The 26361-nt window shown below is 59.5% G+C and carries 23 protein-coding genes and 1 pseudogene; 12 read left to right on the top strand and 12 right to left on the bottom strand.

The window, feature by feature from the left end:
- The first annotated feature begins 130 nt into the window (after positions 1–130).
- Both G7007_RS11230 and G7007_RS11225 read left to right on the top strand, forming a co-directional pair.
- Complete coding sequence (locus tag G7007_RS11230; RefSeq protein ID WP_181101759.1) at positions 131–832, top strand: autoinducer binding domain-containing protein; 702 nt, start codon at positions 131–133, stop codon at positions 830–832.
- A gap of 95 nt (positions 833–927) precedes the next feature.
- Complete coding sequence (locus G7007_RS11225) at positions 928–2052, top strand: methyltransferase (protein WP_181101757.1); 1125 nt, start codon at positions 928–930, stop codon at positions 2050–2052.
- A 5-nt stretch (positions 2053–2057) separates the two neighbouring features.
- Here the strand turns inward: G7007_RS11225 and G7007_RS11220 are convergent, their stop codons facing one another.
- The 3 genes from G7007_RS11220 to G7007_RS11210 are packed head-to-tail and all read right to left on the bottom strand — an operon-like array spanning position 2058 to position 4673.
- Positions 2058–2210 (bottom strand): DUF2474 domain-containing protein, encoded by a 153-nt coding sequence (locus G7007_RS11220; protein WP_375139490.1) that lies wholly within the window; start codon positions 2208–2210, stop codon positions 2058–2060.
- 15 nt (positions 2211–2225) lie between these two features.
- Entirely contained in the window at positions 2226–3233 is a 1008-nt protein-coding gene (cydB, locus tag G7007_RS11215) for a cytochrome d ubiquinol oxidase subunit II (RefSeq protein WP_181101753.1), read from the bottom strand.
- Between the two features lie 3 nt (positions 3234–3236).
- The gene (locus tag G7007_RS11210; protein ID WP_181101751.1) at positions 3237–4673 is read right to left on the bottom strand and encodes a cytochrome ubiquinol oxidase subunit I; all 1437 of its coding nucleotides are present in this window, start codon (positions 4671–4673) and stop codon (positions 3237–3239) included.
- A gap of 311 nt (positions 4674–4984) precedes the next feature.
- Between G7007_RS11210 and G7007_RS11205 the strand changes: the two genes are divergently transcribed.
- The gene (locus G7007_RS11205; RefSeq protein WP_181101750.1) at positions 4985–6217 is read left to right on the top strand and encodes an MFS transporter; all 1233 of its coding nucleotides are present in this window, start codon (positions 4985–4987) and stop codon (positions 6215–6217) included.
- Positions 6218–6226: 9 nt separating this feature from the next.
- On the opposite strand, the gene G7007_RS11200 is transcribed toward G7007_RS11205, so the two are convergent.
- Positions 6227–6706 carry a GNAT family N-acetyltransferase gene (locus G7007_RS11200; protein WP_181101748.1) on the bottom strand — a complete coding sequence of 160 codons (480 nt, stop codon included), beginning with the start codon at positions 6704–6706 and terminating at the stop codon, positions 6227–6229.
- A 210-nt stretch (positions 6707–6916) separates the two neighbouring features.
- Here G7007_RS11200 and G7007_RS11195 point away from each other — a divergent pair, with 210 nt between their 5' ends.
- The 4 genes from G7007_RS11195 to G7007_RS11180 all read left to right on the top strand — a co-directional run bounded on the left by G7007_RS11195 (position 6917) and on the right by G7007_RS11180 (position 12463).
- The gene (locus G7007_RS11195) at positions 6917–8212 is read left to right on the top strand and encodes an NCS2 family permease (RefSeq protein ID WP_181101747.1); all 1296 of its coding nucleotides are present in this window, start codon (positions 6917–6919) and stop codon (positions 8210–8212) included.
- On the top strand, positions 8209–9294 hold the full coding sequence (gene trmA / locus G7007_RS11190) for a tRNA (uridine(54)-C5)-methyltransferase TrmA (protein ID WP_181101746.1): 1086 nt from the start codon (positions 8209–8211) through the stop codon (positions 9292–9294). Before G7007_RS11195 ends, trmA begins: the two co-directional genes overlap by 4 nt.
- Positions 9295–9488: 194 nt before the next feature.
- The gene (ypfJ, locus tag G7007_RS11185; protein WP_181101745.1) at positions 9489–10370 is read left to right on the top strand and encodes a KPN_02809 family neutral zinc metallopeptidase; all 882 of its coding nucleotides are present in this window, start codon (positions 9489–9491) and stop codon (positions 10368–10370) included.
- Positions 10371–10543: 173 nt separating this feature from the next.
- Entirely contained in the window at positions 10544–12463 is a 1920-nt protein-coding gene (locus G7007_RS11180) for a methyl-accepting chemotaxis protein (protein ID WP_181101744.1), read from the top strand.
- Between the two features lie 271 nt (positions 12464–12734).
- On the opposite strand, the gene ggt is transcribed toward G7007_RS11180, so the two are convergent.
- A complete protein-coding gene (gene ggt, locus G7007_RS11175) occupies positions 12735–14402 on the bottom strand; it encodes a gamma-glutamyltransferase (protein WP_181101793.1) in 1668 nt (555 codons plus the stop codon).
- Positions 14403–14531: 129 nt separating this feature from the next.
- Positions 14532–15296, bottom strand: a complete 765-nt coding sequence (locus G7007_RS11170; protein ID WP_181101743.1) for a sulfite exporter TauE/SafE family protein — start codon at positions 15294–15296, stop codon at positions 14532–14534.
- A 170-nt stretch (positions 15297–15466) separates the two neighbouring features.
- Between G7007_RS11170 and G7007_RS11165 the strand changes: the two are divergent.
- A pseudogene (locus G7007_RS11165) lies at positions 15467–15673 on the top strand (cupin domain-containing protein); the annotation flags it as partial.
- 136 nt (positions 15674–15809) lie between these two features.
- Here G7007_RS11165 and gmtX read toward each other — a convergent pair.
- Entirely contained in the window at positions 15810–16442 is a 633-nt protein-coding gene (gmtX, locus tag G7007_RS11160; RefSeq protein ID WP_049696531.1) for a gamma-mobile-trio protein GmtX, read from the bottom strand.
- Positions 16432–20076: a VPA1269 family protein gene (locus G7007_RS11155; protein ID WP_165919227.1), complete on the bottom strand. Its 3645-nt coding sequence runs from the start codon at positions 20074–20076 to the stop codon at positions 16432–16434. Before G7007_RS11155 ends, gmtX begins: the two co-directional genes overlap by 11 nt.
- 280 nt (positions 20077–20356) lie before the next feature.
- On the opposite strand from G7007_RS11155, the gene G7007_RS11150 reads away from it, so the two are divergent.
- Complete coding sequence (locus tag G7007_RS11150) at positions 20357–20701, top strand: cupin domain-containing protein (RefSeq protein WP_080992906.1); 345 nt, start codon at positions 20357–20359, stop codon at positions 20699–20701.
- A gap of 273 nt (positions 20702–20974) precedes the next feature.
- Here G7007_RS11150 and G7007_RS22210 read toward each other — a convergent pair whose 3' ends face one another.
- From G7007_RS22210 to G7007_RS11145, 3 genes are all read right to left on the bottom strand, one after another.
- A complete protein-coding gene (locus G7007_RS22210; protein ID WP_049696532.1) occupies positions 20975–21238 on the bottom strand; it encodes a hypothetical protein in 264 nt (87 codons plus the stop codon).
- A 252-nt stretch (positions 21239–21490) separates the two neighbouring features.
- A complete protein-coding gene (locus G7007_RS22205; protein ID WP_003253468.1) occupies positions 21491–21619 on the bottom strand; it encodes a hypothetical protein in 129 nt (42 codons plus the stop codon).
- A gap of 122 nt (positions 21620–21741) precedes the next feature.
- Positions 21742–23439, bottom strand: coding sequence for a phosphoethanolamine transferase (locus G7007_RS11145; RefSeq protein WP_049696533.1), 1698 nt, complete (start codon positions 23437–23439; stop codon positions 21742–21744).
- Between the two features lie 490 nt (positions 23440–23929).
- Between G7007_RS11145 and G7007_RS11140 the strand changes: the two genes are divergently transcribed.
- The 3 genes from G7007_RS11140 (at position 23930) to G7007_RS11130 (ending at position 25737) form a co-directional block, all read left to right on the top strand.
- Positions 23930–24268, top strand: coding sequence for a zinc ribbon domain-containing protein (locus G7007_RS11140; RefSeq protein ID WP_080992907.1), 339 nt, complete (start codon positions 23930–23932; stop codon positions 24266–24268).
- Positions 24269–24322: 54 nt separating this feature from the next.
- The gene (locus tag G7007_RS11135) at positions 24323–25228 is read left to right on the top strand and encodes a cation diffusion facilitator family transporter (protein WP_049696535.1); all 906 of its coding nucleotides are present in this window, start codon (positions 24323–24325) and stop codon (positions 25226–25228) included.
- Positions 25229–25386: 158 nt separating this feature from the next.
- On the top strand, positions 25387–25737 hold the full coding sequence (locus G7007_RS11130) for a DUF3147 family protein (protein ID WP_049696536.1): 351 nt from the start codon (positions 25387–25389) through the stop codon (positions 25735–25737).
- A 32-nt stretch (positions 25738–25769) separates the two neighbouring features.
- On the opposite strand, the gene G7007_RS11125 is transcribed toward G7007_RS11130, so the two are convergent.
- Complete coding sequence (locus G7007_RS11125) at positions 25770–26096, bottom strand: DUF2790 domain-containing protein (RefSeq protein WP_049696537.1); 327 nt, start codon at positions 26094–26096, stop codon at positions 25770–25772.
- Positions 26097–26361 lie beyond the last annotated feature (265 nt).

The raw sequence follows: 26361 nt of genomic DNA, 5'->3' as shown, positions 1-26361 counted from the left end.
GGACCTATCCTGGAATAAGAGTAAAACCTTTTATCGCAAATTTTTTCTGCTAAAGAGATAGTCTTTTCCTACACTGCCTGCACCCTTTGTAGAATTTGGATCCTAATCGAAATGTGGAGGGAGCCTCACCATGCAACATTGGAGCACGGAGCAGATACGGCGCTTGCTCGAAGAGCGTGAGCCGGCCCGTTTGTTCGAGCAGGCCGTCAGCCTGTCTCGATCGCTGGGCATGCCCTACATCAGCTGGACGTTCTTTTCGAACACGCCTGGCACCAAGCAGCAGATCACGTTCTACAACAATTTCCCCGAAGCGTGGGGCCTGCTTTACGAAAAGCAGTTCCTGGCGACCGACCCGGTCGCCCATGCCTGCCGCCATACGACCAGCGCCGTGCTCTGGGACGACGAGCTGTTCGAGAGCGTGCCCGACCTGCGCCAGCAGGCCAGCGCCCACGGGTTGCGCCACGGCTGGACGCAAGCGGTGCACGACCTGCACCACAACGAAAGCCAGATCAGTGTCGCCCGCCCCGAGCACAAGATCTCGATCACCGAGTTCTATGACAAGAGCGTGCAGATCGGCTGGCTGGGCACCACCTTGCACCGCGCGCTCACCGAGCACCTGCTTGCCCAGCGTCAGCCGTTGCCCAAGCTGAGCAACCGTGAGCTGGAAGTGCTGCGCTGGTCGGCGGCGGGCAAGACGGCCGCCGACATCGCCATGATCCTGTCGCTCTCGCTCAGCACGGTCAATTTCCATATCCGCAGCATCATCGGCAAGACCAATGCCTCGAACAAGGCCGCGGCCATCGCCATCGGCGTCACCTATGGTCTGATCTGACGCACGCGCCGCGCCCTTGGGCAAACCTCTGTAGAATTGCGCACCATGACCGGTCCCACGCGGGATCAGGTGTCCCCGCACCAGAGTGTATTGCCATGCCCTTGCTGAACAGCCCCTTCGCCGAACTCGACCTGATCCGCCAGCCGGCGCAGGCCAACGACCCCCTCCAAGCCTTCGACGCCGCCGACCAGTACCTGCTCGAGCAACTGGCCCAACAGCGCCCGGACAATGCCTGCCGTGTGCTGGTGCTCAACGACAGCTTCGGCGCCCTGGCCGTCAGCCTGGCCGGCCACGTGCAGGTGACCAGCAGCGGCGACTCGCACCTGGGCCGTCTGGCACTGGAGAAAAACCTGGTGCGCCATGGCAAGGCGTTCGACAGCGTGCCCTTCGTGCCGGCCAGCGCGCCATGGCACGGCCTGTTCGACCGGGTATTGATCCGGGTGCCCAAGACCCTCGCCCTGCTGGAAGAACAATTGATCCGGCTGCACGGGCACCTGGCGCCAGGCGCCCAGGTCATCGCCGGCGCCATGGTCAAGCACCTGCCACGGACAGCGGGCGATCTGCTGGAGCGCCACATCGGCCCGGTGCAGGCATCGTTGGCCTCGCGCAAGGCACGGCTGTTGACCGCCACGCCTGCCGAGCGACCAATGGCCACCTCGCCCTACCCCTCGCGCTACCGTCTGGATGCGCCTGCCCTGGAGCTGGTCAACCATGCCAACGTGTTCTGCCGTGAAGGCCTGGACATCGGAACGCGCGCCTTCCTGCCGTACCTGCCGGCCAACCTGGGGACGGCACGGGTCGCCGACCTTGGGTGCGGCAACGGCGTGCTGGCGATCGCCAGCGCCCTGGCCAATCCGGACGCGCACTACACCCTGGTGGACGAGTCCTACATGGCGGTGCAATCGGCGCGGGAAAACTGGCAGGCCGCCCTGGGCGAGCGCCCGGCGGTCATCGAGGCCGCCGACGGCCTGGAGGCGATCGAGCGGCAGTCGCTGGACGTGGTGCTGTGCAACCCGCCCTTCCACCAGCAGCAGGTGGTCGGCGACTTCCTGGCCTGGCGCATGTTCCAGCAGGCCCGCGAGGCGCTGGTGGTCGGTGGCGCCCTGTACATGGTGGGCAACCGCCACCTGGGCTATCACAGCAAGCTGGCGCGCCTGTTCCGAGGCGTCGAGCAGGTGGCGGCGACGCCGAAGTTCGTGGTGCTCAAGGCGCGCAAGTAAGGCCTTCAGTGCGTGGTCAGGCCGGCCGCGCCCATGAACAGGCGCATGCCGTAGGCGGCCACCCCCAGGGCCGCCACGCTGAGCGTCCAGATCAGCGCCAGCCAACCCAGGCGCTGCCAGAGCGGCGCCTTTTCGTGCTCGTGCTCATGCCTGTCCATCATGACCTCCCCGGCTCAATGGTAACCATCCTCGTGGGTCACCTTGCCGCGGAACACGTAGTAGCTCCAGAAGGTGTACCCCAGGATCAGCGGAATGATGAACAGCGTCCCCACCAGCATGAAGCTCTGGCTCTGCGGCGGCGCGGCGGCCTCCCAGATCGACACGGAGGGCGGGATGATGTTCGGCCACAAGCTGATGCCCAGACCGCTGTAGCCGAGGAAGATCAGCGCCAGCGTCAGCAGGAACGGCGTATAGTGCGCCTCCCGCGCCACGGCACGGATCAGCCCGTACAACGTGGCCAGCACCAGCAGCGGTACCGGCAGGAACCACAACAGGTTGGGCATCGCGAACCAGCGGCCGGCGATCTGCGGGTAGGCCAGCGGCGTCCACAAGCTGACGAGGGCGATGACCGTGAGCAGGGCGAGGGCCAGCGGCCGAGCCAGCACGTGCATCTGCCGTTGCAGCGGGCCTTCGGTCTTCATGATCAGCCAGGTACACCCCAGCAGCGCGTAGGCGACGATCAGCCCGGCGCCGCAGAACAGGCTGAACGGCGTCAACCAGTCCAGTGCGCCGCCGGCGTAGCTGCGGTCGACCACCTTGAAGCCTTCGATGAAGGCACCGAGCGCGACGCCCTGGAAGAAGGTCGCCACCAGCGAGCCGCCGATGAAGGCCTTGTCCCAGACATGACGCCGGTCGGCCTTGGCTTTGAAGCGGAACTCGAAGGCCACGCCCCGGAAGATCAGCCCGACCAGCATCAGCATCAAGGGCAGGTAGAGGGCCGACAGCACCACCGAGTAGGCCATGGGGAAGGCGCCGAACAGCCCGGCGCCTCCCAGCACCAGCCAGGTCTCGTTGCCGTCCCAGACCGGGGCGACCGTGTTCATCATGACGTCGCGGTCGTGCTCGGCCTTGACGAAGGGGAAGAGCATGCCGATACCGAGGTCGAAGCCGTCCATCACCACGTACATCATGATGCCGAAGATGATGATCATGGCCCAGATCAGGGGAAGGTCGATGTCCATGGCTCAGCTCCTCTCGCTCGGGGTGACGGACGTGTCGTCCTGGCCTTCGACGGCGGCCGACAATGGCCGTGCCGGGGTACGCGGGCGACCGGGACCGCCTGGCTTGTGCTCGTGTCCCTCGCCGCTGTGCGGCCCCTTGCGCACCAGGCGCATCATGTAGGCGAAGCCAACGCCGAACACCGCGAAGTACACCAGCACGAACATCACCAGGGTGAACCCTAGCTGCGCATAGCTGTGGTTGGATACGCCGTCGGCGGTGCGCATCAGCCCGTAGACTACCCAAGGCTGGCGGCCGATCTCGGTGGTGAACCAGCCGGCGAGGATCGCGATCAATCCGGCCGGGCCCATCCACAGCGCCATGTGCAGGAACGGGCGCGAGCTGTACAAGGTGCCGCGCTTGCGCAGCCAGAGGCTCCACAGGCCGGTGGCGATCATCAGCATGCCGAGCCCGACCATGACCCGGAACGACCAGAAGATGATGGTCGAATTGGGCCGGTCCTCGGGCGGGAAGTCCTTCAGCGCCGGCACCTGCTTGTCCAGGCTGTGGGTCAGGATCAGGCTGCCGAGCACGGGAATCTCCAGCGCATAGCGCGTGGTCTCGGCCTGCATGTCGGGCAGGCCGAAGAGGATCAGGGGCGTCGGCTCGCCGGGCGGGTTTTCCCAGTGCCCTTCGATGGCGGCGATCTTGGCCGGCTGGTGCTCGAGGGTGTTGAGGCCATGGAAGTCGCCGATCACCGCCTGGACGGGCGCCACGATCAGGGCCATCCACATGGCCATCGACAGCATCGTGCGCACCGCTGGGTTGTCGCGACCCCGCAACAGGTGCCAGGCCGCCGACGCGCCGACGAAGAAGGCCGTGGCGACGAAGGCGGCGACGGCCATGTGCATCAGGCGGAACGGGAACGACGGGTTGAAGATCACCGCCAGCCAGTCCATCGGGACCACCCGGCCGTCGACGATCGCATGGCCCTGCGGGGTGTGCATCCAGCTGTTGGAGGCCAGGATCCAGAAGGTCGAGACCAGGGTACCCAAGGCCACCATGAGCGTGGCGAAGAAGTGCAGGCCACGCCCGACGCGGTTCCAGCCGAACAGCATGACGCCCAGGAAGCCGGCCTCGAGGAAGAAGGCGGTCAACACCTCGTAGGTCAGCAGCGGACCGGTGATGGCGCCGGCGAAGTCGGAAAAGCGGCTCCAGTTGGTGCCGAACTGATAGGCCATGACCAGCCCGGAGACCACGCCCATGCCGAAGTTGACCGCGAAGATCTTCGACCAGAAGGTATAGAGGTCGCGGTACACCTGGCGATCGGTCTTCAGCCAGAGGCCTTCGAGCACCGCCAGGTAACTCGCCAGGCCGATGGTGATGGCCGGGAACAGGATGTGGAACGAGACGGTGAAGGCGAACTGGATACGGGCCAGGTCGAGTGCTTCGAGACCGAACATGCTGCCTCCTGAATGCGTGAACATCGGCCTGGGCCTGTGCCCTGCCGTCCACGTCTATCGAGTGCGCACCCTGCGGATTGTTCGATCGGACTTCGTCACCTGGGCCGAGCGATCAGATTCCGCTGGGACATTCTTTGATACACGTCAATGCGTGCCAAGAGCATAGCCCCATACGGGTGCCCTATTGATGCGGTGCGTTGCCACAGGTCGGTTGTCCTTCGTGCAACCCGTGGCGACCCGGCATCTTGTAATCCTTTGTTACACTCCAGGGGCGTTCGTCACTTGTGCCTTCTTTCAGGATTCCCAGCCCCATGCCTGCCTCCGCCCCTCGACGCCTGCGGCACCATCGCGCTTTCGTTGCCTTCTGGTTCGCCCGCGTCTTCACCGCCAGCGGCTTCCAGATGCTCACCGTGGCCATCGGCTGGCACCTCTACCAGCTGACCGGCAGTGTGCTCGACCTGGGCCTGGTCGGCCTGGTCGAGTTCGCGCCCCGTGTGCTGTTCATGCTGCACACCGGCCATGTCGCCGACCGTTACGACCGGCGCCGCGTCGCGGCGCTGTGTCAGGGCCTGCAAGGCGTGATCGCCCTGTCGCTGGCGGTGGCCAGTGCCAGTGACAGCGTCAGCCGCGAGATGATCTTCATCCTCGCCTTCATGCTGGGCGCCACCCGCTCGTTCGAAATGCCGGCCACCCAGGCGCTGCTGCCCAACGTGGTGCCACCCGGGCTGTTTCCGCGCGCGGTGGCGGCTTCGGCGTCGGCCACCCAGTCGGCGACCATCGTCGCGCCTGCCATCGGGGGCTTGCTCTATGCCTTCGGTAGCCTGTGGGTCTACGGCCCTACCGTCGTGCTCTACACCATCGCCTGCACGCTGACCCTGGGCCTGGACGCTCACCAGCATGTCGCCCAGCGCGGACGTGCCACCCTGGAATCGCTGCTGGCGGGCGTGCGCTTCATCCGCAGCCGCCAGGACATCCTCGGCGCGATCTCGCTGGACCTGTTCGCAGTCCTGCTGGGCGGCGCCACCGCCCTGCTGCCAGTATTCGCCAAGGACATCCTGCTCACGGGCCCTTGGGGCCTGGGCCTGCTGCGCTCGGCACCCGCGGTCGGGGCCTTGCTGATGTCGGTGTGGCTCGCGCGCTTTCCGGTGGAGCGCCAGGTAGGGCGGGTGATGTTCACCGCCGTCGGCGTGTTCGGCGTGGCGACCATCGGTTTCGGCCTGTCGACCTCGTTCTGGTTCTCGCTGGCCGTGCTGGTGGTCCTGGGTGCTGCCGACATGATCAGCATGGTCATCCGCAGCGCCTTCGTGCAGCTGGAAACCCCTGACGAGATGCGCGGCCGGGTGAGCGCGGTCAATGGCCTGTTCATCGGGGCCTCGAATCAGCTCGGCGAGTTCGAGTCGGGCCTCACGGCGCACTGGTTCGGCACGGTGCCGGCGGTGGTGCTGGGCGGGGTCGGTACGTTGGTGGTAACCGGGGCCTGGATCGTGCTGTTCCCGACCCTGGCGGGCCGCGACCCTATGCACAGCAAGCGCCCGGACGCCTGACCCAGGCGGCTAGAGCGGCAGCGTCATCGCCCACTCGTGGCTGACGCGGGCCCTATAGCCTTCTCCAGTGCGCGACCAGCCACTGGCCAGGTACAGGCCGATGGCTGCCTGATTGTCCGGATCGACCGACAGCTGCAGCGCGCGGGCCTGTGGCCACACAGTACGTACCAGCGCCGGCAGCGCGCCCATGCAGAAACGTCCCAGGCCCTGCCCCTGGCACCGCCAGTCGACCTGCAAGGCATTGAGCGTCACCGCGTCCGGCGCAGCCCAGGTCGGCAGGTGCGCCCCGCGCTCGAGCAACATGAACGCCTTCGGCGCATCCTCCACCAGCAAGACGATGCCGCGCCGGTCATCGCTGTCCACGCTGAGCAGGATGTACAGCGCGTTGGCAATGTCGCCGGCAAAACGCATCTGTTCGGGGTGTACCTGAAGGTCGTTCAACTGCTCGCGTTGAGCCTGCGACAGCTGGTGGTAATCGATCAGTTGCATGGGACGCGCTCGGTGAGGCGCGCGACGAGGCGGCGCAGGGACCACGGAATCGATCAAGTGTACTGCAACACGCGTTACCGCCTGGCAACCATGCTGGTATGATGCGCGGCTTTTTTCACCCTGGATAAAACCACGGGCCCTGATACGGTCTGTGCTTTGCTGATGGGGTCGACACATTTTCAAGGCGCTGGAGCGTCCTGAGGAGCGGGCATGCTGGAACGGCTGTTTCAACTGAGAGCACACAATACCAACGTGCGCACCGAGATACTGGCGGGCATCACGACTTTCCTGGCCATGGCCTACATCCTGTTCGTCAACCCGAGCATCCTCGGCGAAACCGGCATGGACAAGGGCGCGCTGTTCGTCGCCACCTGCCTGGCCGCAGCCATCGGCTCGGTGACCATGGGCCTGATCGCCAACTACCCGATCGCCCTGGCGCCAGGCATGGGCCTGAACGCTTTCTTCACCTACACCGTGGTCCTGCACATGGGCCATACCTGGCAAGTGGCGCTGGGCGCGGTGTTCATCTCGGCGGTGCTGTTCTTCCTGCTGTCGATCCTGCGGGTGCGCGAGTGGATCGTCAACAGCATCCCCTTGCCGCTGCGCTCGGCGATCGCCGCGGGCATCGGGCTGTTCCTGGCGCTGATCGCCCTGCACAACGCCGGCATCGTGGTCGACAACCCGGCCACCCTGGTGGGGCTGGGCGACCTGCGCGAACCGGCACCGATCCTGGCGACCCTGGGCTTCTTCCTGATCGTCGGCCTGGAAGCGCTGAAGGTCCGTGGCGCGGTGCTGATCGGCATCATGGCGGTGACCGTGGTGGCGATCCTGCTGGGCGTGACGCCCTTCGCCGGCGTGGTCTCGATGCCGCCGTCGCTGGCACCGACCTTCCTGCAGTTGGACATCAAGGGCGCCCTGGACGTCGGCTTGATCAGCGTGATCTTCGCCTTCCTGTTCGTCGACCTGTTCGACAACTCCGGCACGCTGATCGGCGTGGCCAAGCGGGCCGGCCTGATGGACAAGGACGGGCACATGCCGAAGATGGGCCGTGCCCTGATCGCCGACAGCACCGCCGCCATGGCCGGTTCGCTGCTGGGCACCTCGACCACCACCAGCTACATCGAATCGGCGGCTGGCGTGAGCGCCGGTGGCCGTACGGGTCTGACCGCCATCGTGGTGGCCGTGCTGTTCCTGCTGGCGCTGTTCTTCGCGCCTCTGGCCGGTAGCGTGCCGGCCTTCGCCACGGCCCCGGCGCTGCTGTTCGTCGCCGTGCTGATGGCCTCGGGCCTGGCCGAGATCAATTGGGACGACGTGACCGAAGCCGCGCCGGTGGTCATCACCGCGCTGGCCATGCCGCTGACCTATTCGATCGCCAACGGCATCGCCTTCGGCTTCATTGCCTGGACCGCCATCAAGCTGATCTCCGGTCGCCACCGCGACCTGAACGCCGCCCTGGTGATCCTGTCCATCCTGTTCGTGATCAAGCTAGGGTGGCTGCAAGCATGACGACCATTCTGGACACCGCATCCTACGACGCGCAGCTGGACGCCAAGGTCCAGCGCCTGAACGCGCTGCTGGCCCCGTTCGACGCACCGGCACCGGCCGTGTTCGACTCGCCGCGCGAGCATTACCGGCTGCGCGCCGAATTCCGCCTGTGGCGCGAGGACGGTCAGCGGCACTACGCCATGTTCGCGCCGGGCGAGAAGCACACGCCGATCCTGATCGACGACTTCCCCATCGCCAGCCTGCGCATCAACGCCCTGATGCCACGTCTGAAGGCCGCCTGGCAGGCCAGCGAAGCCCTGGGCCACAAGCTGTTTCAGGTGGAGTTCCTGACTACCCTGGCCGGCGATGCGATGATCACCCTGTGCTATCACCGTCCGCTGGACGAGGCCTGGGAAGCGGCTGCGCGCCAGTTGAGCGCCGACCTCGACGTCAGCGTGATCGGCCGCTCCAAGGGCAAGCGCTCGGTGATCGGTCGCGACTATGCACGGGAGCGCCTGGACGTCGCCGGCCGCACCTTCAGCTACTGCCAGCCAGAAGGCGCCTTCACCCAGCCCAACGGCACGGTCAACCAGAAGATGCTGAACTGGGCCTTCGACGCCCTCGGCCAGCGTGACGACGACCTGCTCGAGCTGTACTGCGGCAACGGCAACTTCACCCTGCCCCTGGCCACCCGTGTACGCCAGGTGCTGGCCACCGAGATCAGCAAGACCTCGGTGAACGCGGCGTTGAGCAACCTCGACGAGAACGGCGTGGACAACGTGCGCCTGGTGCGCCTGTCTGCCGAAGAGCTCACCCAGGCGTTGAACGAGGTTCGCCCGTTCCGCCGCCTGGAAGGCATCGACCTGAAGCGCTACGACTTCGGCACCGTGTTCGTCGATCCGCCGCGCGCCGGCATGGACCCGGACACCTGTGAGCTGACGCGGCGGTTCGAGCGCATCCTGTACATCTCGTGCAACCCCGAGACCCTCGCGGCGAACATCGCCCAACTGCACGACACGCACCGTATCGAGCGCTGCGCGGTGTTCGACCAGTTCCCCTACACGCACCACATGGAAAGCGGCGTGCTGCTGGTTCGTCGCTGAGCACCTCCGGCCGGGTGCCAGGGCGCCCGGTCGGCTCGGGTCGAGGTCGGTTCTGGATTTGTGCGTGCGCCGATGGATAGCCACACCCGTTCGGTTGTCCATCACTACAGTGTTATGCCGCTGGGTATGCCACGCAGCTCTACATTCCTTGAACTACCTTCCTCGATACGATCGAAACGCCCTGGAGAACCGACATGGATTGGCGAAAAGGCCGACGCAGTGACAACGTGGTGGACGCACGCGGCAGCGGCGGCGGTGGCGGCATGCGCTTCGGCGGCGGCAAGGGCCTCGGGCTGGGCGCCATCCTGCTGATCGTGGGGATCGGCTGGCTCACCGGCCAGGACCCGTTGCGCCTGCTCGGCGAACTGACCGGACAGGGCAGCCAGGCGCCGGTCGCGACCCAGGGCGAGACCAAGGCGCCCCCGGCCAACGATCAGCAGGCCGCGTTCGTCAGCGCCATCCTCGGCGACACCGAAGACACCTGGAAGGCGCTGTTCGCCCAAAGCGGCAGCCAGTACCGGGAGCCCAAGCTGGTGCTGTTCAACGGCCAGATCCAGTCGGCCTGCGGCTTCGCCTCCTCGGCGGTCGGCCCGTTCTATTGCCCGGCCGACCAGCGCGTCTACCTGGACACCAGCTTCTTCCGCGAGATGGAAACCCGCTTCGCCGCAGCAGGTGACTTCGCCCAGGCCTACGTGATCGCCCACGAGATCGGCCACCATGTGCAGACGTTGATGGGCATCTCGGATCAGGTCGATGCCGCACGCCAGCGTGGGCAGAAGCTCGAGGGCGCCAACGGCCTGCTGGTTCGCCAGGAACTGCAAGCCGACTGCTTCGCCGGGGTCTGGGCCTATCAGGCGCAAAAGCGCCTGAACTGGCTGGAGCCGGGCGATGTGGAAGAAGCCCTCAACGCCGCCAACGCCATCGGTGACGATCGTCTGCAGCAACAAGGCCAGGGCCGTGTCGTGCCGGACTCGTTCACCCACGGTACCTCCGCGCAGCGCGTGCGCTGGTTCAAGGCCGGCTTCGAGAACGGCGACGTAGAGCGCTGCGATACCTTCAACGCACGACAGCTGTAACGCCCCCCTCCAAGCGCCCGCCGTCGACCAGGGCGGCCTGAGCGAAATGACGCCGAAAAAGCGTTTCAGCTCTGGCCAACCTGGCCGATACACCCTGCACGAACGGCGGGTGACCAAACAAAAGAACAAAACCCGTGGATTTTCACCCCAAAGGATCTCTCGGGAGCGCGTGCATGAACGCTTGGTTTGCCAACATCGGCATCAATCTCAAACTGGGACTGGGCTTCGGCCTGGTGCTTCTACTGACGGGCCTGCTGGCCCTGACCGGCTGGATGAGCTTGTCCGGCCTGATCGACCGCAGTAACTGGATGAGCGACATCACCCAGCTCAACAGCGACCTGACCAACCTGCGGGTCGTGCGCCTGCAGTACATGTTGACCAATGGCGACGATGCCGCCGCCCAGGCTATCGTGCCCAAGCTCGATGCCTTCAGCGCACAGCAGCAGAAACTGCTGTCGACCTTCAAGAGCCCGGAAAACGTCGCGCTGCTGCGCAAGCAGGCGCAGTCGATCAGCGACTACCGTGTCTCGCTGGACAAGATGCGCACAGGCTACAAGCAGGCCACGGCCGCGCGCGGTGACATGATCCGCACCATCGGCCAGGCCCGTGACACCCTGGAAGCGATGCGCACCCAGGTCCTGGCCCGTGCCGTGGACGACGGCACACGTCTGGCGTACTACCAGGCCGTCAGCACCACCGAACAGCAATTGCTGCAATCGCAGGTCGATACCCGAGGCTATGTGGCCAACCCCACCGACGCCAGCGAGCAGACCGCGCTGCGTCAGATCGAGGCCGTGTTGGCGCAGGTCGCTGGCCTGGGCGCGCGCGTGCCCGGCGAGGCGACCCGCGTCCAGGCGCTGGAAACCGCGACATCGGCCTACCGCGAGGCGGTCCGTCAGTGGCGTGATGCCATGGCTCAGGTCAAGGAAGCCCGCCAGGAAATGACCGTGCAGGGCGCGGACATCGTCAAAAGCAGCGAGGCGCTGTACCAGATCCAGCTCGACCGTCGTGACGCCGAGAGCACCACCGCGCGTACCTGGCAGATCACCGCGACCTTGCTGGCCCTGCTGGTCGGCATTGCCGCGGCCGTGATCATCACCCGCCAGATCACCCGTCCGCTGCGCGAGACCTTGCAGGTGGTCGAGCGCATCGCCCAGGGCGACCTGACCCACGACGTGCGAATCACCCGTCGCGACGAGCTGGGCGAGCTGCAACAAGGCATCGCGCGCATGGGCACGACGCTGCGCGAGCTGATCGGGGGTATCCGTGAAGGCGTCTCCCAGTTGACCAGCGCGGCCGAAGAATTGTCGGCAGTGACCGAGCAGACCAGCAGTGGCGCCAACAGCCAGAAGGTCGAGACCGACCAGGTGGCCACGGCCATGCACGAAATGGCGGCCACCGTGCAGGAAGTGGCGCGCAACGCCGAAGCCGCCTCGCGTGCCGCGACCCAGGCCGACGACGAGGCCAAGAGCGGTGATCGCGTGGTCAACGAGGCCATCGCCCAGATCGAGCGCCTGGCCGAAGAAGTGCACCGCTCCAGCGCCGCCATGGGCAACCTGCAGCAGGAGAGCCAGCGCATCGGCAGCGTGATGGACGTGATCAAGTCGGTGGCCCAGCAGACCAACCTGCTGGCCCTCAACGCAGCCATCGAGGCCGCCCGTGCGGGCGAGGCCGGGCGTGGGTTCGCGGTGGTGGCCGATGAAGTCCGTGGGCTGGCCCAGCGCACCCAGCAATCGACCGAAGAGATCGAAGCGCTGATCGCCAGTTTGCAGGACGGTACCCAGGAAGTGGCCACGGTGATGCTCGACAGCACGCGCCTGACCGACAGCAGCGTCGAGCTGGCGCGCAAGGCCGGTGTCTCCCTGAGCAGCATCACCGGGACCGTGGCCAGCATCCAGGCGATGAACCAGCAGATCGCCGCTGCTGCCGAGCAGCAGGGCGTGGTGGCGGAAGAAATCAGCCGCAGCGTGCTGAACGTACGCGACGTGTCGGAGCAGACTGCCACGGCCAGCAACGAGACGGCCGCGTCGAGCATCGAACTGGCCCGACTGGGCGCGCGGCTGCAGACGTTGGTCAGCGAGTTCCGGGTCTAGTCGCCCTCGGCTGGGCCGGTGCCGTCGCCATCGCCGGCAAGCCGGCTCCCACAAGTAGCGGGGTCCTGACAGGTTGAAGGTGCCGGTCATGCAGGCCCTACGGGCCCGATCGCGGCCGGTCCGGCGCCCCGGCAGGGGCCGCCCACAGGGACCGCGATGTCCTGACATCGCTGCGGTGTAACTACGGGTGTGGGAGCCGGCTTGCCGGCGATGGCGGTTGCATCGACCACCCCGCCTTCACCGCCCTGCGGACCTCACACCCGACTGCCGGTTACTTGACCACCATCCCCACTCCGCGACCACGGGGGTCGGAGGCCGTTTCCAGCGTCTCCCCGCTCACGCGGATGGCCTGGACATCCCCCATTTCCCAGCCCTGATCCTCCAGCACATACCCCATCGCCTTCAACTCATCCGCCACCTCACCGGTCAGCGGCGCGTAGCTGTCGAAGTAGATCGTGTCCTTGGGCAGCAACTGGTGATGCACACGCTGCGCACCCACGGCCTTCTCCAGCGGCATGTCATAGTCGTACAGGTTGTTCATCACCTGGAAGATCGAGGTGAAGATCCGCGAGCCGCCCGGCGTGCCGAGTACCAGGGTCACCTTGCCGTCACGGGTCACCAGGGTCGGGCTCATGGACGACAGCATGCGCTTGCCCGGCGCGATGGCGTTGGCATTGCCGCCCACCACGCCGAAGGCGTTGGCCATGCCGGGCTTGGCGCTGAAGTCGTCCATCTCGTTGTTGAGCAGGAACCCGGCCCCTTTGACCACCACGCCGTTGCCATAGTCGAGGTTCAGGGTGTAGGTGTTGCTCACCGCGTTGCCGTCCTTGTCGACGATCGAGAAATGCGTGGTCTGGTGCGACTCCAGGCCTGGGCGAACGCCGTCGGTCGCCGAGATGGCGGTCGGGTTGACCTGGGCGGCACGGCTGGCCAGGTAGGTCTTGTCGATCAGCTTGTCCACCGGCACCTTGGTGAAGCCCGGATCGCCCAGGTAGTCGGCGCGGTCGGCGAACACGCGCTTCTCGATCTCGGCCAGCAGGTGGATGTAGCGCGCGGAGTTGTGCGCCACGCCCTTGAAGTCGGCGGCGCGGTCTTCCTTGATGCCCAGCAGCTGCGCCAGCGCGACCCCGCCCGAGCTGGGCGGCGGCGCGGTATAGACGGTGTTGCCACGCCAGGCGATGGCGATCGGGTTGCGCCACACGGCCGTGTAGTCGGCCAGGTCCTGCTTGGTGATCAGGCCGTTGTCGGCCTGCATCTGGGCCACCAGCAGATCGGCGGTCTTGCCCTGGTAGAACTCGCTCACGCCCTTGTCGGCGATACGCTCCAGCGTCTGCGCCAGCTCGGGCTGCGTGAAGCGCTGCCCGACTTTCATGCTGCCGAAATAGTCGTTGAAATTGGTCGCACCCTTGAACAGCGACTGCACGTCGTCGCGGTACTGGTACTGCTTGGCGGCGATGGTGAAACCGCCCTTGGCATAGCCGATGGCCGGTGTGAGCAGCTCGCTCCAGGGCAGCTTGCCGAATTTCTGATGCGCCTCCCACAGCCCCATGACCGTGCCCGGTACGCCTGCCGCGCGTGGGCCGACCAGGCTCAGGTTCTCGACCACCTCGCCCTTGTCGTCCAGGTACATGTCACGCGTGGCAGCCTTGGGAGCGACCTCACGGTAATCGAGGAAATAGGGCTTGCCGTCGACATAGAGGGTCATGAAGCCACCGCCGCCGATGTTACCGGCCTCCGGGTAGGTGACGGCAAGGGTGAAGGCCGTGGCGACCGCGGCATCCACCGCGTTACCGCCCTTCTTGAGGATCTCGGCGGCGACCTTGGCCGCATACTCATCGGGCGCGGCGACCGCACCGCCTTCCAGCGTCGCGGCGAACACGCCCGGGCTGGCCAGGATCGCGGCACCGAAGGCCAAGGACTGGAACATGACGATTCGCATCTGGGTTTCCTTGTTCTCGTTCTTGTTGGACCATTGTGTCGGCGCAGGCATCGGCCAGCACCGATCTACAGCGTAGGAAATTTCCGAGGGCTATGACAAAGGATTCTTTCGGTGCCCGTCATCGGGCGGTCAGCCGTTGACCAGCAGGTGCAGCCCCAGCAGCCCCAGGCCGACGAAGAAGCACCGTCGGAACACGGTGGGACGGATGCGCTGGCGCAACCACTGCCCGACGAACAGGCCCAGCACGGCAGGCGCCAGCAGCAGCGTCGAAGCGCTCAGGGCCTGGACGTCGAGCGCCGACTGCCCGGCCAACCCGAGGGCCAGCGCCACGGTCGAGACGGTGAACGACAGCCCCAGCGCCTGTACCAGTTCGTCCCGCTGCAGGTTCAGCGCCTGCAGGTAGGGCACGGCCGGCATCACGAACACCCCGGTCGCCGCGGTGATCAGTCCGGTGACCCCACCCACCACGGGCCCGGCCCATCCTTGATGCCGTGGGGCGATGTGCAAGGCCGGACCCAGCAAGCCATACAGCGCGTACACCAGCAACGCACCACCCAAGGCATGCGCCGCCCAGGGACCGCTGTCGATGCCCAGCCAGACGCTGCCGAGCAAGGTGCCGAAAAAGATCATCGCCAGCATGGGCCAGAGCCGGCCCAGCAACGCACGAAGGTGCCCGCCCAGGGCGAGTTGCCACAAGTTGGTCAGGGTAGCAGGCACGATCAGCAGCGCTGCGGCCTGAGCCGGTGGCATGGCCAGGCCCAGCAGCCCCATGGCGACGGTGGGCAGGCCGAGCCCGATCACGCCCTTGACCATGCCGGCCAGCAGAAACGTGCCGACCACCAACAACGTCAGGGCAACGCCCAGGTTCTGGTACATCAGTGTGAACGTCGACATGGCCATCCGTTGCCTCGGGCAGTGAGAGACCTCCATGGTGGCAGTTCCTGAACGTCGAAGCGACTGGGCGCTTAGCGCGTACAGACAGCTTAGGGTCGAGCCTGGACAATCGCGGCGAGCAGGTTCGGCCTATGGTGGCGGCTTCTTCGAACCTTTCCCTGGAGCTTTGCATGTCCGACTTCATCACCGTTCTGCGTGAAACCTGCCCGACGCCCGTGGTCGACGCCACCAAGTGGAAGCGCATCGGCGGCGACCCACACACCGTCAACCTCAACGCCTACCAGTCCCAGGACGGCAGCAAGATCATGGGCACCTGGATCTGCACGCCAGGCACGTTCGAAGTCAACTACGACAAGTGGGAGTTCTGCCACTTCCTCGCTTAGTTAAACCAAAAATATCCCAAAACCACCAAAAATACGTTATCAACTTGTTTTTCTTGAGCTTTTTTTGGGAAGAATTCTAGGATACCCAAACGTCCTTTTCCTAAATCGAAGCCACCGGTAAGGCCCTTTGCTACTCTCCCCTCTCCAAGGTCAACACTTTTTCAATCGCATCTCTGAATCCCGGTTTTTGAATGATGCGGCCCTTGGAGTCCGAAACCTCGCCACGAGGCCCGATTATCTGTCCCATCTGACGCAGATTATCCTCATCGATTGCAAACCTCAGCGCCGATATTTCAACCTCCCTCAGCCGAAAGTATGTTTCAGGTGTTTTTCCTTCAACCGCACCTAAAAAAATGGGCGTCATGCCACTAGAAAGCTGTCGACGCATCTTTGATTTTAACGCCTTCAACTCCTTTACCAGCAAAGAAACATTTAACTTCAGCACCGGATCTTCGATACTCAAGACCCAAGATAATGCATCAGAGAATTGATGCGTTGGAGCTGGCATCGATGCTTGTTTCCAAGCATGGATTAGCAATCTGTAATGTTCCCCTGTCGGATTCACAATCGATTTTTCACTGGGTACTGCCAACCCGCGAGCTTGTCCCATAGCCAGCAGAGCTCTGTATGAGAAGTCCTTTACCTCAAGGCTCGCAGCAATCTTACAAGCTTCGTTGATCGCCTCCAGACTTCGACGACGTCGAGAGTCACTTGCTTCGAATATCAACCTTTCAAATACCACTTCTGGAAGCTCACTCGTCATTCTCGTCTCCATGCGCACCAGAGGTAAGCGATACGTAATTCGAAAAAATCGCCTTGATTTCGGATGTTATGGGAGTCAAACCAGCTTGATATTCATCAACATCCAATATCATTAACTTCCCTGAGATCAAATTATCGATTCTTTCCCAAGAATGCAGACGACTCATCAGCAACGAATTTAACTGATTGCATGCAGCAAGCTTTTGCGCATTTGTAAGCTTATACATTGCTGGCCGCAACCCGTTATTAGCTGCCATCCTGTCGATCATTTCTGAAATCAATGGTAAGGCACGAGATGGGTTCGCAGATCTGTAAATAGTTGCATTTTGACAGATTTCGGATAGCAGATGGTAGGTCGACTCTGAGGCCCTGAAGCTCATCTCCTTCAGGTCTTCCGAGACAACTAACTTAAGCTCTGCCTCACTATTTTCTGACTCAGTGTGATCTATTGCTTTTACGCAATCCATTACGTAGCGATTAACAGCCCCATAGTCACGTAACAACACTTCGAGCTTTGCTGCACTTTGTTGCTGTTGAGCGACTGAACGTTTACGGTCCAGCTCCCGATCAAAAGATAGATCTTTGATGCTCGCATCGTACCAGGCGCTTTCCAACTCATCCAGTTCAGCTGTATAAGCTTGATATCTACCGCTTTCATCATGAATTTCAAGAGCCATCTCATTCGCCAATGAAACCAATCCTCCTAAGAATGCTATCCCTGAAACAAAGAAACGGCAACGAGGACAATTTTTCTGTCCTAAATACCCAGCTTCAACTGCGGCATATACATTCTCAATGAGATCACCACCTATATTGCAGGCGGCAGCCGACATCGGGCATATTCCCCAATCAAAAATTACGTTTGCAGATTTTGTCGATGATTTTTCGAAAAAAATTCTACTCCCGTCAGTTGCAATCAAATTCCTAGCTTGCGATTGCAAGCCATTGGCAAGCACGTTTCGCACCAAATCATCACAGGCGGTATATTCAGCACGCTTCTCGGCCTCTTGCATAGGCCTCCGCATTTGGTGTTCCTTAAGACTCACATAGTGAATGGTCATGACGAGCGCTGCATGCCCAACCAGCTTCGACACTATATGTATCGGCGCATCCCCGTCCGCTATATAGGCGGTGATGAGGCTAACCCTCAAGCAGTGAGGAGTGTAGTCACTTAGGTAACGAGGTCCGTACTGACTGTTTTTCCTGGCTAGATCTTCCCCACCCCGTTGAATGAGATAAAGTAGCTTAGGCAATGTGGTCTGGAAGGCCGTTGCCGTTGTAATAGGCTGACCCGTTTTATCTTGTCGAAAAAGAAAGCATTGGCTACCCCGAGATTTCAAAATCTCACTATTGACCTCTGTGTGTGTTTTTATCGAAGTCCATGGCGTTGGGTAATCAAGCGGTGCATATCTTTCCTGCCAGTCCCTCAATACCAACAACCAATACGCCAAATCCTCTGGAATCCATTCGACTTCGTATCCTTTATCACGAGCACCAGTTTTATTGGTTGTGCAATAGAACTTCGGATATCCATTTACTCCTTTTTGAACTGCCGCCTGAGGTGTACTGTTCCTGGTGCCACGCGAAGCAAGATGCCCAGTATTCTTCCTCCACTCAATTGTACCAGTTTCCATGTCAACAACTCCTACCTCTCGGTCAGCCTCTCCGCTATCCAGCCACAGAATCTGTTGCCCCCGTAAGGGAAACCTTAGCAAGGTATAAAGCGCTACAAATCGAACCGGAGACCATACCTGATACACAACTACTCTACGCCGTTTCCCATCAACAACCCGCTCAATTCGCTCAAGCTTTCGCCATACCGTATGAGGATCATCGACATCAATTTTCGAAAATTGGACATCAAGCCAATCTCCGCGGCTATCGAAGAACTCTTGGAGATGCTCTAACTGGCTTAGGGACACGCGTCGTGATAGGGACATCTCATAATCAGGAACGAGGTAGTTTCTAGCTCTCAAAATATACTCGTAACCAAGCGAGGGTTTATTCGTCTGACCTAGTTTAGAATAGCCCAAACCTTTGGCAAATCCGGCTAGGATGCTAGAAAACGGATTTCTGAAGTCGTTTAGTACGACGCTCTCATACCCATCGACATCTGTACATTCTTCGTCGAGAACCCACTGAAAAAATGTCGAAATTGACGTGTGTATCTGCTGCCTCAGCGACTCTGCCTGAGACTCAATCAATGATATATACAGCGCAGCATTAAACTTATTAGCCCTTAATAATAAAAATTTTGGATCATCAGGTAAATTTAATTCGTGGAAATATCCGTTTATCAGCACCCTCAACGCCATGCGACGTATTGCATAATTTGTTTGAAATCTCAAATATTTCTCATATACATCGCACAAGCATGGGTAGCTATCTGAATAATCAGGAGCTATTTCCAGCGAAAGAAAGTCTTGTATACTGATCCAGCCTTTGTGCTTGAAGGCTCGATAGGGAGCACTCGGCAGCCGAGGATCCTGCTTATATCCGTCTCTATACTCGGCATATGACTTAAATCCAAAATTTGCGACAGCTTTTTTTGCTTCTTCATATGTTTTGTAATTCCTGTCGCGCTCAACCCCAAGGAAATTTGGCCATCCTGGCCATGGAAGAAAGTGACTCTTAGGATCGCACGGAAGACGAGTATCCAGTTTATATTTAGCTCTATAGTCAGACGCACTTATTATCCCCAACCGCTTAGCAGCGGCGCTAGCCTCGGCCAAATCACTATAAAAAAGCGGCTTAAAGAAACGAAACAAAAACTTCCAACTGACCCAGCCTTTAGAAGCGTACTCCGACCAAGGCGCACAGGGTAATTTTTTGTCTTCCTTACGCCTAACCAAATACTCTTTTTTACTCGTAATTCCCAATTTATGCACCGCCTGCTCCATCTCTGAATAGGTCGGATAAAATTTAGACTTCTGCCTATCAAAAAAATCATACCAATTAGTCCAGCCGCGGCCAGAATAAGCCTTTTCAGGGCTAGATGGGAGCCGGGGATCTTCGTAATATCTTTTCCGATAATCCGGAACACTCACAATCCCCAGCTTTTTTGTCGCTTGCTTAGCCTCTTCATAGCTCGCGTATATAGCAACCAGCTCATCTGAAAGGAACGCCCCCCACCCTTCCCAACCTGTTTTCGCGTAGACTTCATTTGGATTACACCTCAGTTTTTTATCGGCTAAGTAACGGTTTTTATATTCTTTCCTGTTGTGTACGCCTAGCCTTCTAGCTGCGCTTTTTGCTTCTTCATAGGTTGGATAAGCTTTCTCATAATCGTCCTGGAAGAAATGCCTCCAAGATTTGCATTCATCGTAATACCGTACGGGATCTGAAGGCAGGCGTGAGTCTTCCTTATAACGAGCCACGTATTCTTGCTGAGTTGAAACACCTAGAAACCTCGCTGCAGCCTGAGCTTGCGACAACGATTCGTATAAGTCTGGCTTTGCCTTATTCAGAAACACATACCAACAATCCCATCCTTTCCCCGCAAAGAAAACTGGGGGATTTGATGGCAATCCCGGATGCTCCTTGTATCGACTCCTATATTGACCGGCAGTACATATGTCAAGCGCGGCAATTATTTGACAAGCCTCATCATAGCTACAATAAGATTCTTTTGGCATCTTTACTCTCATGCACTTTAGTTTATTGCGGCGGTGAACGTAAAGCGTAGTTCAATATATCGCCACTTTCCACCACTCTCAGACCATTTGTAAATGGCAGGCTAGAAACATCGACCATCTGAGCTGATAACCAGATAAAAATACAGCTTAATGTTCACCTTCATTTGGATAGCCCCAGACAGAGATTCGCAAACAGGCATATTAATGTCGGGCACAGACATCTCTCATCTGACGTATTTTGTGATGCTACTAAAACATCATCACCACACGAACATATTCTATGAAAGACCTAATCGTTGTACTGCGCGACACCTCCCCTTTACCAGTTCTTGACGCATGCACCTGGGAACGGCTATCAGGCGAACCTCACACTGTCAATCTGAACTCGTACACATCGGAAGATGGATCGAAGATAATGGGCACATGGATATGCACGCCCGGTAAATGGCGCGTGGCCTATACCAAATGGGAGTACTGCGACTTCCAAGAAGGTTATTGCGTGATTACCCCCGATGGTAAGCAGCCACTTCACCTCAAAGCAGGCGACAAATTTATTATTGAGCCTGGCTTTTCCGGAACTTGGGAAGTAGTAGAGACCGTACGCAAATATTTTGTATTCTCTTAAATGTCAAATGGCAGCGCCGCGCCATCGCGTCGGCGCATGACCATGATCGCGGATCTGAAGGACGAACAGACGTCACGCCTTCGAATTCTGCCAAGCGGGACATAGATGCGGAAGACTTTGTGCGGTGCAACCTCACGACTGGCTCAGTGTTGAGTGAAGATGGCCCGGGAGGAACAGGGCGATCTTCTGGAGCTGACTCAAGCCTGAGGAGGCCTGTTGTAAACCACTTTTTTTCACTGTAAACCACAGTGGTTTACAGTGAAAAAAAGTGGTTTACAACGTAGCTACGACACGCGCTCTGGCGACTCCCCAGGCCAACGCGCTCGTCATTGATTCGTTCGGCCGGGTGTCGAACGCTTCCTCATACAGCGCGGTTCCCGACGGCGCGTACACACCGATAAACAGCTGCGTTGCGCCTATCCGCGAAAGCCTTACCTGCACGTCGAGATAAGATCCGTCATTCAGGATCTCTTCGTGGGTCCGGTGATGAAGCGTAGGATCTGCCCAGCTCCAATAAACATCTCCGCGCAAACGCATGCAGCCCCCTGCAACCGATGGATAGCGATGGATAGCGATGGATTCCAAGCTAGCCAAAGCGAGGCGGCAATCAAGCCGATCTAAGCTGTTTGTGAGTCGCGCCCGACAAGTGACCACCTTGGAGTGACTTCGAACAGCCCCAATCGATTACGCAAAGCAGAAGACTCACGACGCGGTCCGATTGATCAGCGAGACGGTCGGGAGGGTTTGCACACAGCCAAAAAAAAGCAGCTCCCGAGAGCTGCTTTTTTCTTACTCCCCCTTTTTGTGCTTGTGGGGTTTCAGGTCCGGATGGTCCTTCTGCTTTTCAGGGGTGACTCGCTGCCTTTTGTCCGGAGTGCCATCTTCATTGGTGCGCTTTGGGCCTGGCTTGATGCTCATGCAAAACTTCCTTTTCCGCTTGGGTTGTTGAATGCAGCTATGTAATTAGTCCAGCTTCTCTCAGCTGTCAAAGCAGGCTGGTGCAGAACCGCCTGGCCGATGATCCGGTCCACATCGAACATTCAGAGGCCAGAATAAGAGCCTCCGACAACGGGCTTGCAAGGGGCTGTGAAATCCAGCGCTGAGCGATACGAAGACGTCTGGACGTTCATCATGCCGAGCACGGTGTGGAACAGGTTGTCGTGGCTCAGCGGTGACGTGGTTTGAGCTTTCAAACAACCCACGTTGACCTTTTCGCTCTTCGCGAGCGAGTCAGACATCCAAAGTACCAACGGCACCTTTGTTTGCTCGTCAGGAGCCATCGCGTAAGGCAACCCGTGCAGATAGAGCCCACCCTCCCCCAGCGATTCGCCATGGTCCGAAACGTACATCAGCGCAGTGTCGAACTTGGTGTTGGCCGCCAGGATATCGATGAGATTTGCAGTCACATAATCGGTGTAGAGGATTGAGTTGTCGTAGGCATTGACCACCTCCTCCTGCTTACATTTGTCGAGCTCGTTGGTCTCGCACACCGGTGCGAATTTCTTGAATTGCGAGGGGTAGCGCTTGTAGTAGGCCGGGCCGTGACTGCCTTTGTAGTGGAGCACCAGGACAGCATCGCCTTCCTGGCGCTTGATGAAGTCTTGCATCTCCGTGAGCAGCACCCCGTCCTTACACTCCTCGCTGGTGCACAGTTGGGAATCCGCGTGAGAGGCAGCCTTGTGGTTGGGAACCCTGTCGCAGACCCCTTTGCACCCCGAGTTGTTGTCAGTCCACATGACACTGATGCCAGCGCGTTGAAGCACGTCGAGCAGCCCTTCTCGGCTCTTGGCCAAGCCATCTTTGTACTGGGCCTTACCCACGTCCAGGAACATGCATGGCAGCGAGACCGCGGTAGCGGTACCGCAGGAGCTCACGTTCGTGAAGCTAATGACATTTCGCTTTTCTAGTTCCGGATTCGTTTCACGGGAGTAGCCGTTGAGGGAGAAGTTGGCGGAGCGAGCGGTCTCTCCTACTGCCAGTACCAGCAGCCTGGGTTTACGAGCCGCACCCTGTCGATTAACTACCGCATCAGTACCAATGGCCGTCAGCGTTTTAGGTGAGGCCAGCTGACGCTTCAGGTATCCATGGCCAGCCGCAAACAAGTTGGTAGGTACCAGGATCAGCCGGATCTCCCGATTATTGCGCAGCAAGGAGGCATACGACTGGTACTGACTCAACGCGATGCCAGATAAGGTCAACAGAGCGAGCGACAGAGCAATGAACCTGCTGACCAAAGCTTTGGCCCAAGACTTGCGCCGGAGGGGAACCCGGGCGATCAGGTAGACGGGCAACACCCCAACCATTGCGACCCAAAGACCGAGCTTCCAATTCAGCAGCTCGGTTGCCTCAGCGACGTCGGTCTCCACAACGTTGGTGAACATTGTGTAATCGATCACGATGCCGTAGGCATTCATGAAGTAACTCGCGAAAGACGCGCTGATCAGTACCAGACACAGCAAGGGTTTGGCCAGCCGCCCCCATGACAGCAAGCTCAGCACGGAAAACACCCACGCGAACACTATGACTGGGAGGCTAGCCGCTAGCAGCCAGTTCACTTCGTCGGTTTTGAATACCAGCTTCCAGAGCACATTCCAGAGCTCAGCATTCGCGAATAGCAGTAACCAAAAAGTTACCAGGCCGATTAGCAGATTAGTACTGATTCCTTCCTGCCGGGCATTGCGAATAGCAAATATCCATTTGCTTAACAGGGTGTAAACAATGGATTTTGAATGTGTCATTATCAAACTCTGAGAGGCTGCTTATCCATGGCGTTCGCTATGGAGTTAGCGGGAGCAGCTATGCAAACCATCGACAGATGCTGAGCGATTGCGCAATGTGCGGAGCGCCAGAGGCCTTAGGTCCCTTGGCGTTGGAGACGCTTAGAATGTGTGAGGCATAGGGATAAAAGAGAAATAAATCTTGCTGAGCGCATTATTTCTGGCACTTGATAACGACACGATGACCTCGTGATTACAATGCTGACAGAAATACAATAACTGCTGTTTTGATTGCCATGATTCGCGCTATGATCAAAATTAGGGGAGCACTGCCCATTCAGCGCAGAGCACCGCTCAGCTAGATAAATTTAACTTCACAAACAAAACGGCTTTGTTTTGTCGTAGGCTAATTCTGAACTTTCACTTGAACTTATAAGTCTTTCTTGCGAGCAGAACATTATTTTCAACTTTTGCTCGTTAATATGTCACCCATCAATGAGGGGCGAATACCATGAGCTTTTTCAAAAATTTCCTGGGCGGACACCATGGCCGTGGAAACCACGGCGGAGGCAAGCACCACAGCGGAGGACATGGGGCCGAGCAATATGACCGCCATGGCCGGCAGCAGGGCTGCGACGGCGGCAACCAGGTGTATGACGGCGGGCGCCCTGCCACTCCAGCCCCCATTAAAGATCTGCAGGCCTGCAGACAGTGCCGGACGGCCAACGATGCGTCAGCACGCTTTTGTCTAAACTGCGGAACACCACTATCGAGTGGTTGCACCGCCTGCGGCTCGTTGCTGAGTGCAGGAGCAAGATTTTGCAGCCAGTGTGGCCAAGCGACGCTCTGAGGCTAGGCAGACAGGAAGGCCAACGAGACCACAACCCTGCGCAAGGAGAAATACGTGGGTTCAAATCATGACCATGGCAGCGCTGCAGTACGCGAGGGGCATCAGAAGAAGCTAATCATGGCGCTCGCCTTGACTGGCAGCTTCATGATTGCAGAAGTGATCGGTGCGTGGATTACCGGCAGCCTGGCGCTGCTGTCGGACGCATCTCACATGTTCACAGATACTGCCGCCTTGGCGATATCACTGATTGCACTTCAGATAGCCAAGCGGCCGGCGGATCAAAAAAGAACCTTCGGCTATGCGCGTCTGGAGATTCTGGCTTCGACGTTCAATGCCGTGCTGCTCTTTCTCGTGGCGATGTACATCTTGTACGAGGCCTACCAGCGCTTCTTCATGCCGGCGGAGATCGCTACCGGAGCGATGATGTGGATCGCAATCGCCGGCCTGATCATCAACCTAATCTCGATGCGCCTTCTGGCATCAGCGAGCAACGAAAGCCTCAACGTCAAAGGAGCCTACCTCGAAGTTTGGAGCGACATGCTCGGCTCGCTAGGCGTAATCATCGCGGCGCTCATCATCCGCTTCACCGGCTGGACCTGGGTCGACACGATTGTCGCTGTGGCAATCGGCCTTTGGGTACTGCCGCGGACGTGGCAGCTGCTTCGCGAAAGCCTGGAAATCCTCATGGAGGGTGTGCCGAGGGGGCTCGACGTTACGGCAATCGAGGCCACGATCCTCGGGGTAGATGGCGTCACGGACGTACATGACTTGCACGTCTGGGCCGTCAGCAGTGGCAGCAACGTGATGACGTCGCACGTTGTAATACGGGATTCTGCAGATGGGGATGCTGTGTTGGCGGCCGTCGTGGAAGCTGTCAGCGATGCATTTGAAATCCATCACTGCACCATCCAGATCGAGCGGGCAGCTTTCCACGAGAGCGTTCCCTCGCCTTCGCACTGATCGATCGGTAAACACCATGCAAACACATCACCCTCCTGGCTGAGGGTGATGCTGCAATAGAAATGCGGTGAGGGATGGCGTAAACGGCAGGAGCGCTTCGAGAGGGGTTGGTGAATGGCTTCGCCTGCCCCCTTCCACAACCTCCAGAAGGCTCAGCGATGGCTTGGATCATCACGAAGTACCTACTCACTGCCGGTATAGTGATTCTCGTATCAGAGCTGGCGAAACGCAGTGACAAGCTGGGCGGCCTGGTCGCCGCCCTACCCTTGGTCACGGTGTTGACGCTGGTCTGGCTCTATTTGGAGAACCAGAGCATGGAGAAGATCTCCAACCATGCCTGGTACACGTTCTGGTACGTGCTTCCGACCCTGCCGATGTTTATCGCTTTTCCGTTGCTGCTACCTAAGCTCGGCTTTTGGCCGACACTGATCAGCAGCATCCTCATCACAATGGCCAGCTTCGGGGGCTTCGTCATACTGCTGCGCCGGTTCGGCATTGAGCTTCTATGATCCGGTGGCCGTAGGGATCATCTTGATGAGTCTTAACGGCTATTAACGCACTCGCCCTTCACCAGGTAGCGAACCATGTGCAGTTCGCCTTTCGAGTCTTCGTAGGTCATCATGCTTCTTACATTCCCGCAGTACCGCACGCTGGGTGATACATACACCAACTTACCAACGTCCAGGTCCATGCCGTAGGCGTAGTCTTCTAGTTGAGGCATGGGCTTTTTTACGCGTTGAGCATAATCCGCAGTAGCCTCTCTAGCAGAACGCTCTATGCGTTGATTGATCTCCATACCGCTTTGGGCATTGGCTGTTAGTGATGTTAAGAGCATAAACACGGCGATCGCTGATACAGTAGTGTTCATAAGAAGTCCCTTAATAAAAAAGCGCCCGTAGGGGGGCGCTAAAATTCACCTACCAAAGGAGCGTATGGTTTACAGGTGAATGCACTGGCGCGAACAACTGCTCGATGCTCTTGCCAAGCTGCTTTGAAATGAGACATTTTCCAAAGCAGCGATGCCTCTTCCGCTCCCCTTAAACTAGCAAAGGAGGCTAACACCAAGATGATCGCGCAATTACAATTTGGACATGTAATAGATTGTAAGATAATTATTCGAGAGAATATCGAAT

Origin of the sequence: Pseudomonas entomophila (genome assembly GCF_013523125.1) — a bacterium.
Classification (GTDB): domain Bacteria; phylum Pseudomonadota; class Gammaproteobacteria; order Pseudomonadales; family Pseudomonadaceae; genus Aquipseudomonas; species Aquipseudomonas entomophila_B.
Note: the sequence above shows the minus strand (reverse complement) of the source record. Positions and strands in the feature narration are given on the sequence as shown.